We start from the raw sequence: 15,500 nt of genomic DNA, 5'->3' as shown, positions 1-15,500 counted from the left end.
GATATGAAAGTTGCAGTATTTGGACAGACGCTGTATGCAGGTGTTTTTGCAGGGTTAATGGCTGAAAGTGGTCATCAGGTCTTTTGGTGTGATGTTTTAAAAAAACCAACATTAGAGCAAGCCTATACCCAAGATGAAGCGGTTAAGCGACTGCTTGATCAACAGCAAGCCAATGGTTTTTTAAAAAACTGCAACTTTTCCCATATTCCTTTAGATATCAATGCTTATTTTTTTAGTTTTAATCCCACTGAAGAAATTCAAGCAATAGAGATCTTAAAAGAATTAAAATCTCGAACCATTATTCATCCTAAACTGATGATGAATGCATCTACTCTAGGACTGCATGGTACTGAAAAATTTGCACAAATTTTATCAGAAGATGATTGGGTTTATCTGCCTGATATTATCCAAGAAGGTAACGCTTTAACTAGCTTGACTCAGACCAAGCAGCTCATCGTAGGTACTTCATCTGAACGTGCTCAAACCAAAATTAAAGAGCTACTTAGACCATTATTCCCACGGACACAGCAATATCTATTTATGCCTGTATTAGATGCGGAATTTACCAAACTGAGTATTTCTGGCATGTTGGCGACACGCATTAGTTATATCAATGATTTGGCTATTGTCGCGGAAAAATTGGGTATTGATATCGAGCAAGTACGTCAAGGCATGGCTGCGGACAGTCGTATCGGTTCATCTTATTTATATCCAGGTGCAGGTTTTGGTGGGGAAAACTTCTCCCATGATATTTTGACATTGACTCAAACAGTATTAGGTACGGGTGCAAAGAGTCAACTACTGGCACAAGTCTGGGATATTAACGAACAACAAAAAGAAATTCTATTCCGCAAATTATGGAATTATTATCATGGCGATTTAAACGGTAAAACTGTTGCGATTTGGGGGGCTTCTTTTAAAGAAAATACCGCGCGTATTCAGCAATCTCCGATTCATACCATGTTAAAAGCCCTTTGGGCGCAAGGGGTCACAGTGAAGTTACATGATCCTCAAGCTTTGCCTGAAATTGAAAAAATTTATAGGCATCGTCCTGATTTAATCTACTGCACAAACCAATATGACGCAGTCAAGGATGCACATGCGCTGTGTTTGCTGACCGCTTGGAAGCAATATTGGAGCCCAGACTATGCTGAATTATTAAAAACCATGTCCCATCCACTGATTTTGGATGGGCGAAATATTTATGATCCAAGTTATGTGAAAGCGCAAGGATTTGCTTATATGGGGGTAGGTCGCTAATGAGCAGTCATGCAAAACCTTATGCGGTTGAAGATCGCGCGACAGTCATACAACAATTAAACACATTGAAAGCTGAATTTGCGCAATTACATCTAACTGAGTTATTTGCCAAAGATGCCACACGCTTTGAAAAATTTTCAGTGGCTGTTTCACCGATAGTATTTGATTTTAGTAAACATCGTATTCATGCAGAGGTTTTAAGTCGTTTGGTCGCTTGGGCAAATGCGCAAGAGCTCACGCCTTGGATCAAGCGTTTATTCTCTACAGAACAGATCAACTATACAGAAAACCGCGCGGCCATGCATTGGGCGCTACGCTTACCGAAACATGATCAGTCTCATCCTGAATTGGCAAAGCAAGTGCATGCACAGCTTGATCGGATGTATGCCTTGGTCAATAAAATTCATGCAGGTCAATACCGCGGTGCAACGGGTGAAGTGATTCAGGATGTGGTCAATATTGGTGTAGGGGGATCAGACTTAGGACCACTTATGGTCAGTCATGCACTGTCTGATTTTAAGAAAATCACAGACAAACCACTCAATGTGCATTTTGTATCCACGATGGATGGTAGTCAGCTCTCAGATTTATTACATAAGCTCCGTCCTGAAACGACACTTTTTATTATTTCATCGAAATCGTTTGGGACGATTGATACCTTATCCAATGCACAAACCGTGCGTCTATGGTTGGAAAAAGCTTTAGGTCAGGAAGCGAAAATTTTAAAACACCATTTTATTGGGGTGTCAACCAAACCTGAAAAAATGACCGCTTGGGGACTTGCACCTGAAAATCAACTGCTCCTTTGGGATTGGGTCGGCGGTCGTTATTCATTGTGGTCATGTATTGGTTTGCCGATTGCTTTAACGGTCGGTGTGGATGGCTTTAAACAGTTACTAGCTGGTGCTTATGCCATAGATCAGCATTTCCAAACAGCCCCTTTTGCTAAAAATATTCCTGTACTGATGGGTTTACTGGGTGCTTGGAACACGAATTTTCTAGATATTCAAACCCATGCGGTATTGCCTTATGACGGCCGTTTGAAATATTTTGCCTCTTATCTGCAGCAATTAGAAATGGAATCGAATGGTAAGTCGATTCAACGCGATGGCAAGAAAGTAGATTTAGATACATGTCCGATTGTATGGGGGGAAGTAGGACCCAATGCACAGCATGCTTTTTATCAGCTATTGCATCAAGGTACGCAGTCCGTCAGTTGTGATTTTATTGCACCGGTCAAACGTTATAACGGGCAACAATTTACCTATATCGACAATGCAGATGCTTTAATCGAACAACATCATTTGGCATTATCAAATTGTTTAGCACAATCACGTTTATTGGCATTTGGTAATCAGGCATTGGATCAAAATGAAGTTGCAGATTTACCTGAATATAAACAATATACAGGCAATCAACCGAGTACCACCATTTTAATGCAAGAATTGAATCCCTATAGTTTGGGCATGCTGATCGCGATGTATGAGCACAAAGTCTTTGTACAATCGGTGCTTTGGAATATCAACCCATTTGATCAGTGGGGCGTTGAAAAAGGCAAAGAGATTGCCAATCAACTGTTGCCAATTTTAAGTGGCGAACAAACAGATTTATCCAAGCTTGATGCGTCGACACAAGGTTTAATTCAGATATTAATGGGAAAAGACAATGTCTAAAGTTTTAGTGACGGGTGGTGCAGGTTATATCGGTTCGCATACCTGTGTGGAACTCCTTGATGCAGGACATGAAGTTGTCGTACTGGATAATTTATCCAATAGCTCAAAAGAATCCTTAAATCGAGTACAGCAACTCACTGCAAAATCTTTAGACTTTGTCGAAGGTGATATTCTCGATCAAGCCATTTTGGATCAAATTTTTCAAGATCATCAGATTGATGCTGTGATTCATTTCGCAGGCTTAAAAGCAGTAGGTGAAAGTCAGCAAATCCCGCTGAAATACTTTGAAAATAACATTGCAGGTTCGATTAGCTTAGTTAAAGCGATGGAGCGTGCCCAAGTCTTTAATTTGGTATTTAGCTCGTCTGCAACCGTTTATGATGAAGCCAATGTCTCACCACTCAATGAAGAGATGCCAACAGGGATGCCAAGCAATAACTATGGCTATACCAAGCTGATTGTTGAACAGTTATTGCAAAAACTTGCACAAGCCGATGTACGTTGGTCAATTGCATTACTGCGTTACTTTAACCCTGTTGGTGCGCACAAAAGTGGTCAAATTGGTGAAGATCCTCAGGGGATTCCAAACAACTTAATGCCTTATGTGACCCAAGTGGCTGTGGGTCGTCGTGAAAAATTGTCGATTTTTGGTAATGATTACGACACAGTTGATGGCACGGGGGTACGTGATTATATCCATGTGGTGGATTTGGCCAATGCCCATTTATGCGCACTGGAAAATCGTTTAAATGCACAAGGTTGTCGCGCTTGGAATATTGGGACAGGCAATGGCTGTTCAGTGCTAGAAATTAAAAATACCTTTGAAAAAGTGAATGGTATTGAGATTCCTTTCGAATTTTCACCGCGTCGTGCAGGGGATGTCGCAACATCATTTGCAGATAATGCGCGTGCAGTTGCTGAATTGGGTTGGACGCCAAAATCGAATCTGGAAGATATGTTGGCAGATAGTTGGAATTGGCAAAAACAAAATCCAAATGGCTATCGTGAATAAAAAATGGAGCGTTACAACGCTCCATTTTTTTATGTGGTTTTAAGCCTGAATGAGTTGAGTGAGCTCATCGATATAAGCTTGCATCGGCTTTGGATTTTTGTCTTTACGGCTTTCAATATTTAAACGGAGTAATGGCTCTGTATTTGAAGCCCGTACATTTAAACGCCAAGCACCAAAATCTAAACTGACGCCATCCGTTTCATCAATTTTGGGTTTTTGGTCAGCAAAATGATCAAAGATGTTTTGAATGGTTTCTTTTGTGTCCGCAACTTTAAAGTTAATCTCGCCAGAACATGGGAATTTTTCAATCATTTCCTCAACCAGAGCAGAGAGTGGTTTTGCCGTTTCAGAGACAACCGAGATTGCCAATAACCATGGAATCATGCCACTGTCGCAATAGGCAAAATCACGGAAGTAGTGGTGCGCTGACATCTCACCACCATACACTGCATTGTGTTCACGCATTTTATCTTTAATGAAGGAGTGGCCTGATTTCGATTGCACAGCTTCACCTTGATATTGTTCAACAATATCGAAGGTATTCCACACCAAACGCGGATCATGCACAATTTTTTCGCCTTTTTGTTTCAGTAAAAATGCTTGTGCTAAGAGACCGACAATGTAATACCCCTCAATGAATTGACCTTTTTCATCAAAAAGGAAACAACGGTCAAAGTCACCATCCCACGCGATGCCCATGTCAGCCTGATGTTGAAGTACAGCATCGGAGGTGCTTGCACGGTTTTCAACTAAGATGGGGTTGGGAATACCATTTGGAAAGTTGCCATCCGCTTCATGATGAATTTTGATAAATTCTACTGGAATATTCAGGGTTTTAAATTTTTCTTCGATCGCATCGATCACATGACCTGCTGCACCATTCCCCGCATTGACCACGAGTTTTAGTGGTTTGATTTTAGCAGGGTCAATATAGGTCATCAAATGATCAATAAATTCAGGCAAGATATTATAATGCTGAGTTGTGCCTTTAATTTCGACTGCTTTGAACTGATTTTTTTCAGCAAGAAGTTGGATATCTTTTAAACCCGAGTCTGCACCAATCGGACGAGCATTTTCACGTACAAGCTTCATGCCGTTATAGTCCATCGGGTTATGGCTGGCTGTTATTTCGATCCCGCCTTGCACATCAAGATGGAATGCACCGAAATAAACTTCCTCAGTCCCAGTCATGCCTAAATCTAAAACATCAACGCCTGCATCATTCAGGCCATTGATGGTGGCTTGTTTCAGTGCTTCACTGGTTAAGCGCACATCACATCCGACCACTACTTTTTGAGGTTGATAAATTTCGCCATAAGCACGTCCAACACGGTATGCGATATCTTCATTGAGTTCTGTGCCCAATTTTCCGCGGATATCATAGGCTTTGAAACAGGTTAATTTTTCCATGTTAAGGTTCTAATCTATTGAGTAAATTGAATACGAAAATTATAGCGATTTTATGTAAGTCAGGCATGGGTTGAGATGAAAAATTACATTTAAATTCAGTAAATTAATTTACTTTATAATGCTTATTTTTGATTGTAAGTAAAGCAGCGCTCATAAGTGGATGAATTTTTTTGGAAAAAGTGCAGTAAACGTTTATTGGTTTTAAAAAATGAATTTATAAAAATTTTAATAATAAAAAAGCCCTGATGAATATCAGGGCTTTTTTTGAATCTGGAGCGGGAAAGGAGACTCGAACTCCCGACCCCAACCTTGGCAAGGTTATGCTCTACCAACTGAGCTATTCCCGCGGAGTCTATCAATTTTTTAAGTGAAAAAACTGAATGAAAAAATTTTGAGCGGGAAAGGAGACTCGAACTCCCGACCCCAACCTTGGCAAGGTTATGCTCTACCAACTGAGCTATTCCCGCATGCCGTGTATAATACAGCATGAAAAATCAGGGTCAACAACTTTATAAAAAAATATCGTGTGATTGAATAAAATTAAAGCATTTCAATGTATTTCGCTTAATTTTTGATAGGTCTTAAGCTCAAGATTAAAGCGTAACTCTCCAATGGCGGTGTGTTTTATTTACTTTTTATTCTAAAACTTCACGGTATACTGCTGGCAACCAATGAATGCGTGTGGAATGTAAGCATGACTTTAGAGCAACAATTAATTGAACGTTTACAACAATTGTCTCCTGTGCACTTGGACGTGGTGAATGAGTCATCAGGTCATGGTGGCTATTTCCCTGGTAAAGAATCGCATTTTAAAGTCACTGTTGTAAGTGAAGTGTTTCAAGGCTTACGTTTAGTACAACGCCATCAAAAAGTATATGCACTGGCGGGTGACCTATTGAGTCCAGGAAAGATTCATGCTTTGGCGATTCATGCTTATGTGCCAACTGAATGGACTGGTCAAGCGCCAAATAGTCCTGAATGTGCACATGCACCGAAAGCTTAAATTTTAAAAGTAGGAGAGTGGCTGAAATGGATACACACTTAGTCATTAAAATCGTGCATATGTCGAGTTTGCTCTTGTTGATCATTGCTGTATTAGCACGTGCGACAACCTTATATTTTGGCGTCGAAAATCAACAACCCAATCCGAAAGGACGTAAGGCTTATGTTGCGCTTCAACATTTGGCATTTACTTTGGTCATTGGGACAGGCTTGATTTTATTGTTTTTGAATAATTTTCAAGTTCAGCCTTGGTTCTATGCCAAAGTGGTCTTAGTGATCGTAATGTTATCTTCATTAATTAAAGCATACCGCCAAGATGCGTCTGTACTGTTAATTCAACGTCGTGCGGGGGTACTGATTAGTTGTGTCGCATTTATGGCCATTATTGGCATTGTGATGATTAAGCCAACTTTCGGTTAATTGTTAGACACAATCGCTTAGGCTCTCACCCCTCTAGGTTAAACTTGATTCATAGAATGAATTGAGCCTAGAGGGAATGATGCGTACACGTGTGGTGTTTAATCAAAAAGGTGGCGTTGGTAAATCCAGTATTACAGTAAACTTGGCTGCACTGAGTGCACATCAGGGTTTTAAGACACTTGTCATTGACCTCGATCCTCAGGCCAATTCCAGTCAGTATCTATTGGGGGATGATGCGACTTATAATGCCGATAAACCTGCACTAGAACCCAATATTGAAAATTTTTTCGAAGATGTATTGGCGAATCAGTCGAGCAAAGGTTTGATTGGTCAAGCCATTGGAAATTTACTCAAAAATAAAAATAAAGGCTTAGAAGCCTATATACATCAGTCACCATTCCCATCTCTCGATGTTTTGCCTGCAAGTCCCTCGCTTGGTGCTTTAGAGCATAGCCTCGAATCCAAACATAAAATTTATAAGCTGCGTGATGCGATTCAGCATCTAGCAGGGACTTATGATCGGATCTATATCGATACACCGCCTGCATTTAATTTTTTTACTTTGTCGGCATTAATTGCAGCAGACCGAGTGTTGATTCCATTCGATTGTGATGTCTTTTCTAAGCGTGCTTTAAACACGTTGATCGAAAACATCATGGAAACCCAAGATGATCATAATGATCGCTTGGAAATTGAAGGTATCGTCGTTAACCAGTTTCAAGCGCAAGCAAAACTTCCTCGTGAAGTGGTACAGCAGCTCAGAGATGAGCAACTACCTGTGCTCAATGCGATGTTGCCACCGTCGGTATTGATGAAAGAGTCTCATCATAAAAATATGCCGTTAATCTATTTAAATACAGATCATAAATTGACGCAGGCCTACCAATCATTGTTCAATGAAATCGAGAATAAATAAGATTTGAGAAGTGTATGAACTCACGCGCGATGAAAATGGTCATGCAACTTAGTGCAGTCGGTACGGTTGCTGTATTGATGACTGCTTGTGCGACGACGGTTAAACCGAGTTATGTTTCTCCGACGCAATATCAAGCATTGAACTGTGTACAACTTGGTGCTGAATTCAATCGTATTCAGCAGTATATCAATAATGGTGTACAACCGCCTAAACGTACAGGTGTTGGCGTTGGTCTAGGTGTTGGTGGTGGCTGGGGCCGTGGCGGTTGGGGCTTTGGTCCTTCAGTTTCCGTCAATATGGGACAGTCATCGAATACCAAAAATACTGAATTGTCGCGATTATATGGTGAGCAAGATGCGATCTCACAAGCGGCAACATTTAAAAATTGTCCTTATGTTCCTAAGCGTCAACAGCAAGCTCAGTAATTTAAAAGGGCTGTTCAAACTGAGCTTGAGCAGCTTTTTTTTAGCAAAATGTTTCAATGTAAATTTATTAAAATCAATATTTTATAAAATTATTAACTGAAAATAGACGCGACATTCATCATTCCTTCACTTTAAAAACTTGTCTTTAAATTCGTTTTTCGTTTAAGGTGTGCCTCCTCTAAATCTCTGATTTTAATCTATGGTAGAAAGTTGGCTTTATATTTTTGCAGTGTTCGCGGTATTACTTATTCCCGGTCCAACCAATGCATTATTGGCTAGCGCAGCACATCACCATGGCGTATTAAAAGCATTCTATTTCGTACCTCTTGAATTACTGGGTTATATCTACGGCATTAGCATTTGGGCACTGTTGGTGCATTTAACCCTACCAATTTGGCCGATGCTGATTCATATCTTACATTTGGTAAGTGCAGTTTATGTGATTTGGATGGCTTTTCATTTATGGAAAGCTTCACATCTTAAGCAATTGAGCCAAAAAAACATTCGAATGAGTCGCAGTCATCTTTTTAAATCGACACTGAAAAATCCAAAATCTATTTTGTTTGCAGTTGGTATTTTTCCAGCATGGACTTGGGATTCTTTTCAAAACTATTTTTTAGTTTTGGGTGTATTCACCTTATGTTTAATTCCATGTGCTTTATTTTGGATGTATTTTGGTCGTAAAGTCTTGGCAGGGAATCAGACGGTGGTCAGCGCAGATCGCTTATACAAAGGTTCTGCCATGTTACTTATGCTCAGTATGTTACCTGTCATTATTGGATTTTTCTAAGCCATTCAATATTTTGTAGTGATAAAAAAAGCAGATTCTTGGTGGAGAATCTGCTTTTTTTGAAGCCTAAGATGATTACATCATTTCGGGATTTTTCTTTGGGAAAAACTTGTGGCGAATAAAGCCAATGATCCCCGGCAATACGCTCAGAATAATGATTCCGAAAATTAAATGGGTGAAATTATCTTTCACGATCGGCATATTACCGAACAAATAACCCAAGGTGATAAACGAAGAAATCCACAAGAAAGCACCAACGACATTATAAGTAATGAAGTACTTGTAGTTCATGCTTCCTGCACCAGCGACAAAGGGTGCAAATGTACGTGCGAATGGGACAAAACGCGCAAAAATAATGGTTTTACCACCGTGTTTTTCGAAGAATTTTTGCGTATAAACCAAATGTTTTTTATTGATAAATCGAGATTCAATCTCAAAAACGCGTGGTCCAATATATTTTCCAATATGATAATTTAAGGTATCACCCAGTACTGCCGCAGTGAATAACAACATGCCCAAGAGCCACGGATCCATTGCACCTGTTGAGGCTGCTAACGCACCTGCTGCAAACAGTAAACTGTCCCCAGGTAGAAAAGGCATGACCACTAATCCCGTTTCTACGAAAATAATCAGGAATAAAATTCCGTAAATCCAAATGCCATAATTGGTAATAAATTCAAGTAGATGATCATCTACATGCAGAATAAAATCGATTAAATCCATGAGGGGTGAACTGAGCAAAAATGTGTTCAAATGCTAACAGCCATCGGCGCTGATGTCAGTAGTCAATTGATTTAAATTATAGGTGAATTATTGTTCTGATTATGCAACGCTGATTCTTTGTATTGATTATTTATCCTAAAAATAAAAGCTACTAATCTAGGGTCATTACCAAAAACAAAACATAGATAGGTCAACCCAATGTTTAATCCAAATCAAGTGATTCAAAAAATTGTTGCTCAACCCACAGTGCATGCAACTTTAACCTTCGTCGCACGTGTCCTTTTAGCATATATCTTTATTGTGGCGGGATGGGGCAAACTCGCAGGTTATAGCGCGACAGTTGGATATATGGAAGCGATGGGTGTGCCAGGTGCATTATTGCCAATAACCATTTTGGTTGAACTGGGTGGAGGCTTAGCACTGTTGTTTGGAGTGCAAGCACGATTATTCGCAGCAGCTTTAGCTGGTTTCAGTTTAGTTACCGCATTTCTTTTTCATGGTACACCTGAAGATTCGATACATTTCATGAAAAACTTTGCTATGGCGGGTGGTCTAATCTTTCTCGTATTGCATGGTGCAGGTCAATGGAGTGTGGATCAGCGTTTTGAAAAATAAATGACGAATACGCAATGCAGGTGAAATGAGAGAATTATTCGCCTGCTGCATCGTGATCTGAATGTAACTCCAAGGCTTGCATGATCAAAGCAATCAACTGAAATTGTTGAATAAAAAGATAATATTTAATAATAATGTATTGAAATATAGAGAGATTTGAATAGTGTGCGTAAGCTTAATAAAAATGATAGAATAGCGCGCTAATCCTTCGTTAGCCTTTCATAGTTGTTATCATGACTACCAATACTCAAATTACCGAAGATCGTATCCTGATTTTGGATTTCGGCTCTCAATATAGCCAATTGATCGCACGTCGTGTACGTGAATCAGGCGTATATTCTGAAATGTATGCTTTTGATATGTCGGAAGAGGACATCCGCGCATTTAATCCAAAAGGGATTATTCTTTCAGGTGGTCCTGAGAGTGTTCACGTTGAAGGCAGCCCACGTGCGCCAGAAGTTGTGTTTAACTTAGGCGTACCAGTATTGGGTATTTGTTACGGTTTACAAACGATGTCTGCTCAGTTGGGCGGTAAAGTTGAACCGGGTACAGTTCATGAGTTTGGCTATGCTGAAGTCGATATTAAAGTACGTGATGCTCTAATTGGCGATCTTGAAGATTCAGCAGACAAATTGAAAGTATGGATGAGTCATGGCGATAAAGTGACTCAAATTCCAGAAGGTTTCCAAATTACTGCAAGTACACCAAGCTGCCCAGTGGCAATGGTGTCTGACGAAGCTCGTCGTTTCTACGGTATCCAGTTCCACCCTGAAGTAACCCATACTGCTAAAGGTAAAGAGTTACTTGAGAACTTTGTACAAAAGATCTGTGGTTGCCGTAGCCTATGGAATTCTGAAAACATCATTGATTTGCGTGTTGAACAATTACGTGAACAGATTGGTGATCAGAAGGTTCTTCTTGGTCTTTCAGGTGGTGTAGATTCATCTGTTGTGGCTGCATTGCTTCACAAAGCAATTGGCGATCAATTGACATGTGTATTCGTTGACAATGGTCTTCTTCGTTTAAATGAAGGGGATCAAGTGATGGAAATGTTTGCGAAAAACATGGGTATCCGTGTGATTCGTGCTGATGCTGAACAACGTTTCCTTGACGCTTTGGCAGGTGAAGTTGATCCTGAAGCAAAACGTAAAATCATTGGTCGTGAGTTCATCGAAGTATTTGCTGAAGAAGCACGTAAGCTTGATGGCGTGAACTTCCTTGCGCAAGGTACGATTTATCCTGATGTGATTGAATCTGCTGCAAGCAAACAAGGTAAAGCACATGTGATTAAATCACACCATAACGTGGGTGGTTTACCCGAAGATCTCGCTTTTGAATTGGTTGAGCCAATTCGTGATTTATTTAAAGATGAAGTACGTCGTTTGGGTACAACTTTAGGTTTACCATTTGAGATGCTTTATCGTCACCCATTCCCAGGACCAGGTCTTGGTGTTCGTATCTTGGGTGAAGTGAAGAAAGAGTATGCTGACATTCTTCGTTTAGCTGATGATATTTTCATGCAAGAACTTCGTGCAAGTGGTTGGTATGACAAAACTGCACAAGCATTCGCTGTATTCCAACCAGTGAAATCTGTGGGTGTAGTCGGTGATGGTCGTCGTTATGCATGGGTGATTGCACTTCGTGCGGTTGAAACAGTTGACTTTATGACGGCTCGTTTTGCGCATCTTCCTTATGATCTTGTTGATAAAATTTCGACGCGTATCATGAACGAGATTGCAGAAGTTTCACGTGTTGTTTATGACGTATCGTCTAAACCACCTGCTACGATTGAATGGGAGTAATTTAGGGCTTTCAAGAAACAACGTTTCTTGCCTAAATTACGCCAACGGCTGTCCCAGCGGCAGTGGGGGATTTCGGACAGCATGGCTGTCCGCTTGAATTACCCAAGCGCTGCGTGCGCGGCAGTATCTAAATCAAGACATATCCCAATAGAAAGGACGCTTAGGCGTCCTTCCTATTTTTTTATCTAAAATTTAATTTAGAAGAATTCTATATTTTAAGAATTAGTCAAAATACGTAAAGCATTGGAAGTCATTAGCCCAAATAACGTTGTTTTAAGAAATTCCCCAAACTCTTGCTGTGGCAATGCAAGCAATTTGATTGCTACTTACTTAGAATCTAAAGGATATGGTGAATTCCAATATATTTTAGGAAAAAATATAAAGGAAACAGAAAGTCATGCTTGGCTTTTAAATGTAAGAAGTAGATATATAGTTGATCTAACAGCAGATCAATTTGGATTGGATAAAATTATTTATACATTAGAGAATGAGTATCCTTTATCACAGTTATTTCCAAAACTATTAAATCAAGGGCGAGCAAGCATTCTATTTTCAATACATACAAAACTCTAATTGTCCTACCTATAGTATTCAGCGTATTAAGTCTAAGGTGGTTCAATTTGCATGACCTTGTTAATATCTATAACAAAGATAGCCATTTGCCAAACTTTTAGGATAACAATATGACCAATAATACTTATACCGAATTGTCTCATTCAGAAGACTGTGAAAAGCACGCCAACCAATTTATTCAGGAGTTTCCACTGCGCCGTGCAGAAATTGGTCAAGGGACAGTGATCAAACGCGCTTTACCAAGTCGCCATAAGCGTATGATTGGCGCATGGTGCTTCTTAGATCATGCAGGTCCTGTAACATTTGAAGCTGGACAAGGTCTAGATGTTGGTCCACATCCACACATTGGTCTACAAACCTTTACTTGGATGATTGAAGGGACCATGTTGCATAGCGACAGTTTAGGGACAACAGATCAGCTGATTCAGCCCAAGCAAGTCAACCTCATGACAGCAGGTCGAGGTATTTCACATACTGAAGTCGCGCCAGCGAATGAAACAAAAATGCATGCTGCACAACTTTGGATTGCATTGCCTGATGACAAACTTACCATCGATCCAGCTTTTAACCACTATCCAGAATTACCCGTCGTCAATCAGTCAGGTATCGAATTTACGGTATTGGTCGGTGAGTATCTAAATACAGTATCACCAGTCAAAGTACATACAGAGCTTTTAGGTGTTGATTTATTTGCGCAAGCAGCCACAAAAGCACGTTTACCTTTAAATCCAAAGTTTGAATATGGATTTATGGCGCTTGAAGGTACAGCAACCATCAAGGGTCATCATTTAGATGAAGACAATATGGTAATTTTAGAGCCAGGGCTAGAATATGTGGAAGTAGAGATCCATGACAATAGTCGTGTACTGCTTTTGGGCGGTGAGCCATTTGAGTCACCAATTTTATTATGGTGGAATTTCGTTGGACGTACGCAAGAAGAAATCAAAATTGCACGTGATCAATGGATAGCAGAAGATCCACGTTTTGGGTCAATTCCATCATACCAAGGCGAGCGTTTGAAAGCTCCAACATTGCCTGATAGCATGCGCCCATCTAAATAATAAGACAAAGAAGGAAAATAAAATGGCAACGATCGCAAGTGCAAAGGTCACCACACTACCTGAAAAATGGGGCGGTGAAATTCAATCTGGTCAGCACACATTTCTCACCGATAAACCTGAATCATTCCAAGGTTTAGATCGTGGGCCTGCACCGTATGATTTTATTTGTTCAGGATTAATTTCCTGCACAATGATCACATTACGGATGTATGCAGAGCATAAAGGACTGGATTTAGGCGAATTTACTGTCGAGGCAGATTTTAAAGCCAATAAAGAAGGGCAGGAATGGATTGAGCGTCGTTTAAGTTTTAAAACTAACTTGGATGAAGCACTACAAGAAAAAGTTTTAAATGTGTGCCAAAAAACACCCGTCACTAAAACATTGCTCAGAAGCGTCGAAATTAAAACAACAATTGTTTAAATATAGACAATTTAATAGCCATCAACATTCTGTATTTTTGTAATTTACAGCTAAAAAGAAGACATTTTGTGTAAAGCAGGATGTCTTTTTTTTATTCAAAATGGCTATATAGAGAGAAATAAAATTAGGTGGTCTTATGCTGACATTACATCATTTAGAAAAATCACGTTCTTTAAGAATCATTTGGGCGCTAGAAGAGTTGGGTGCTGAATACCAAATTCAACATTATAAAAGATTGCCAACTTACGCCGCTCCACCAGAATTGAAGAAGGTTCATCCTTTGGGGAAATCACCAGTGATTACAGATGATAATTTAGTGATCGCAGAATCTGCGGTGATTTTAGACTATCTGGCTGATCTCTATGATACCCAGCATCAATTTAAACCCCAGTCACAGCCTGATTTAACACAATATCAGTATTGGATGCATTATGCTGAAGGTTCATTAATGCCACTTTTAGTGATGACCTTAGTTCTCTCGTTTGTACCTCCTAAAGTACCTTTTGTGATTCGACCAATTGCCAATAAAATTATTGATGGGGTGACTGATGGATTTATACAACCGCGTCTCGCTGAACATATTGAATTTTTAGAACAGCATTTGGCGCAACATGAATTTTTTACATCTCAGTTTTCATTTGCAGATATCCAAATGAGTTTTCCCTTGATCGCGATGGATGAACGCTTAAATGGAAAATATCCGAACATTCATGCCTATGTAAAACGCATAAAACAAAGACCTGCTTATCAGCGAGCGGTTATCAAGGGGGGTGATTAAGATGGCAGATCAGGCAGTGAAATTAATCTTCCTGCCCGGAGCATCTGGCAGTACTGCATTTTGGAAACCTGTTCAATCACATTTTGAATCTGAGTACGACACGCACATCATTGCTTATCCCAGTTTTGGTGAATATCCTGATCATCCACATGTAAATTCAATGTCAGATTTACAAGATTATGTATTTGATCATCTTCAGCGCCCAAGTATTCTGATCGCTCAATCTATGGGTGGGGTCATTGCTGTTCAAGCGGCGTTGAGGTATCCAAAATTGATTCAAGGTTTGGTGTTGGTCGCTACGTCAGGTGGCGTTGATTTAACACCATTTCATGTTAAAGATTGGCGTGCAGAATATCAAAATGAATATGAAGTGCCGCACTGGTTTATTGATGATGAAACCAAATTAGATGAACGGCTTGCTGAAATTGAATGTCCTGTACTATTAATCTGGGGCGGAGATGATGACATTAGTCCTGTCGCAGTAGGTGAGTATTTAAATCACGCTTTTAAGTATTCAGAGCTGAATGTGATCCCGAACGGACAACATGATTTAGCTAAAGTTTATGCGTCAGAGTGTATTTCTTTTATCCAACGCTACTTAGCAAAATTTTAGGTTTGC

The 15,500-nt window shown here is 39.9% G+C and carries 17 protein-coding genes and 2 tRNA genes; 15 read left to right on the top strand and 4 right to left on the bottom strand.

All coding sequences use genetic code 11. The annotated features are described in order from the left end of the window. Positions 1–3 precede the first annotated feature (3 nt). From AC1M86_RS12785 to galE, 3 genes are read left to right on the top strand one after another with little or no spacing between them, the layout of a single operon-like run. Positions 4–1,260 (top strand): nucleotide sugar dehydrogenase, encoded by a 1,257-nt coding sequence (locus AC1M86_RS12785; protein ID WP_481608107.1) that lies wholly within the window; start codon positions 4–6, stop codon positions 1,258–1,260. Continuing rightward, positions 1,260–2,933, top strand: coding sequence for a glucose-6-phosphate isomerase (gene pgi / locus AC1M86_RS12780; RefSeq protein WP_481608106.1), 1,674 nt, complete (start codon positions 1,260–1,262; stop codon positions 2,931–2,933). Before AC1M86_RS12785 ends, pgi begins: the two co-directional genes overlap by 1 nt. Then, a complete protein-coding gene (gene galE, locus AC1M86_RS12775; protein ID WP_481608105.1) occupies positions 2,926–3,945 on the top strand; it encodes a UDP-glucose 4-epimerase GalE in 1,020 nt (339 codons plus the stop codon). The genes pgi and galE overlap by 8 nt, the downstream gene beginning before the upstream one ends. Before the next feature lie 39 nt (positions 3,946–3,984). On the opposite strand, the gene AC1M86_RS12770 is transcribed toward galE, so the two are convergent. From AC1M86_RS12770 to AC1M86_RS12760, 3 genes are all read right to left on the bottom strand, one after another. Beyond that, positions 3,985–5,355 carry a phosphohexomutase domain-containing protein gene (locus tag AC1M86_RS12770; RefSeq protein WP_481608104.1) on the bottom strand — a complete coding sequence of 457 codons (1,371 nt, stop codon included), beginning with the start codon at positions 5,353–5,355 and terminating at the stop codon, positions 3,985–3,987. A gap of 271 nt (positions 5,356–5,626) precedes the next feature. Continuing rightward, positions 5,627–5,702: transfer RNA gene (locus AC1M86_RS12765), tRNA-Gly, on the bottom strand. A 47-nt stretch (positions 5,703–5,749) separates the two neighbouring features. Next, positions 5,750–5,822, bottom strand: a tRNA-Gly gene (locus AC1M86_RS12760). 227 nt (positions 5,823–6,049) lie between these two features. Here AC1M86_RS12760 and AC1M86_RS12755 point away from each other — a divergent pair. The 5 genes from AC1M86_RS12755 to AC1M86_RS12735 all read left to right on the top strand — a co-directional run bounded on the left by AC1M86_RS12755 (position 6,050) and on the right by AC1M86_RS12735 (position 8,908). Then, entirely contained in the window at positions 6,050–6,358 is a 309-nt protein-coding gene (locus AC1M86_RS12755; RefSeq protein ID WP_035268950.1) for a BolA family protein, read from the top strand. Between the two features lie 26 nt (positions 6,359–6,384). Next, complete coding sequence (locus AC1M86_RS12750) at positions 6,385–6,777, top strand: SirB2 family protein (RefSeq protein WP_180028969.1); 393 nt, start codon at positions 6,385–6,387, stop codon at positions 6,775–6,777. A 79-nt stretch (positions 6,778–6,856) separates the two neighbouring features. Further along, positions 6,857–7,693: a ParA family protein gene (locus tag AC1M86_RS12745; protein WP_180028975.1), complete on the top strand. Its 837-nt coding sequence runs from the start codon at positions 6,857–6,859 to the stop codon at positions 7,691–7,693. 35 nt (positions 7,694–7,728) lie between these two features. Beyond that, positions 7,729–8,118, top strand: coding sequence for a hypothetical protein (locus tag AC1M86_RS12740; RefSeq protein WP_416224328.1), 390 nt, complete (start codon positions 7,729–7,731; stop codon positions 8,116–8,118). 199 nt (positions 8,119–8,317) lie between these two features. After that, the gene (locus AC1M86_RS12735) at positions 8,318–8,908 is read left to right on the top strand and encodes a LysE family translocator (protein WP_092767920.1); all 591 of its coding nucleotides are present in this window, start codon (positions 8,318–8,320) and stop codon (positions 8,906–8,908) included. Between the two features lie 75 nt (positions 8,909–8,983). On the opposite strand, the gene AC1M86_RS12730 is transcribed toward AC1M86_RS12735, so the two are convergent. Then, entirely contained in the window at positions 8,984–9,631 is a 648-nt protein-coding gene (locus AC1M86_RS12730) for a DedA family protein (protein WP_180028967.1), read from the bottom strand. A 198-nt stretch (positions 9,632–9,829) separates the two neighbouring features. Between AC1M86_RS12730 and AC1M86_RS12725 the strand changes: the two genes are divergently transcribed. The 7 genes from AC1M86_RS12725 (at position 9,830) to AC1M86_RS12695 (ending at position 15,494) form a co-directional block, all read left to right on the top strand. Continuing rightward, complete coding sequence (locus AC1M86_RS12725) at positions 9,830–10,246, top strand: DoxX family protein (protein ID WP_481597744.1); 417 nt, start codon at positions 9,830–9,832, stop codon at positions 10,244–10,246. Between the two features lie 233 nt (positions 10,247–10,479). Further along, positions 10,480–12,048: a glutamine-hydrolyzing GMP synthase gene (guaA, locus tag AC1M86_RS12720; protein WP_481589363.1), complete on the top strand. Its 1,569-nt coding sequence runs from the start codon at positions 10,480–10,482 to the stop codon at positions 12,046–12,048. A gap of 243 nt (positions 12,049–12,291) precedes the next feature. Beyond that, positions 12,292–12,621 carry a hypothetical protein gene (locus AC1M86_RS12715; protein ID WP_481608103.1) on the top strand — a complete coding sequence of 110 codons (330 nt, stop codon included), beginning with the start codon at positions 12,292–12,294 and terminating at the stop codon, positions 12,619–12,621. Positions 12,622–12,731: 110 nt separating this feature from the next. Next, a complete protein-coding gene (locus AC1M86_RS12710) occupies positions 12,732–13,682 on the top strand; it encodes a pirin family protein (protein WP_481608102.1) in 951 nt (316 codons plus the stop codon). Between the two features lie 22 nt (positions 13,683–13,704). Further along, positions 13,705–14,103: an OsmC family protein gene (locus AC1M86_RS12705; protein ID WP_481608101.1), complete on the top strand. Its 399-nt coding sequence runs from the start codon at positions 13,705–13,707 to the stop codon at positions 14,101–14,103. A 136-nt stretch (positions 14,104–14,239) separates the two neighbouring features. Continuing rightward, positions 14,240–14,881, top strand: coding sequence for a glutathione S-transferase family protein (locus tag AC1M86_RS12700; RefSeq protein WP_481608100.1), 642 nt, complete (start codon positions 14,240–14,242; stop codon positions 14,879–14,881). A gap of 1 nt (position 14,882) precedes the next feature. Then, a complete protein-coding gene (locus AC1M86_RS12695) occupies positions 14,883–15,494 on the top strand; it encodes an alpha/beta fold hydrolase (RefSeq protein WP_218947423.1) in 612 nt (203 codons plus the stop codon). Positions 15,495–15,500 lie beyond the last annotated feature (6 nt).

The organism is Acinetobacter sp. ANC_7654, from assembly GCF_056779855.1.
The sequence above is the reverse complement of the archived record's forward strand: the minus strand, read 5'-3'. Positions and strand labels throughout refer to the sequence as shown.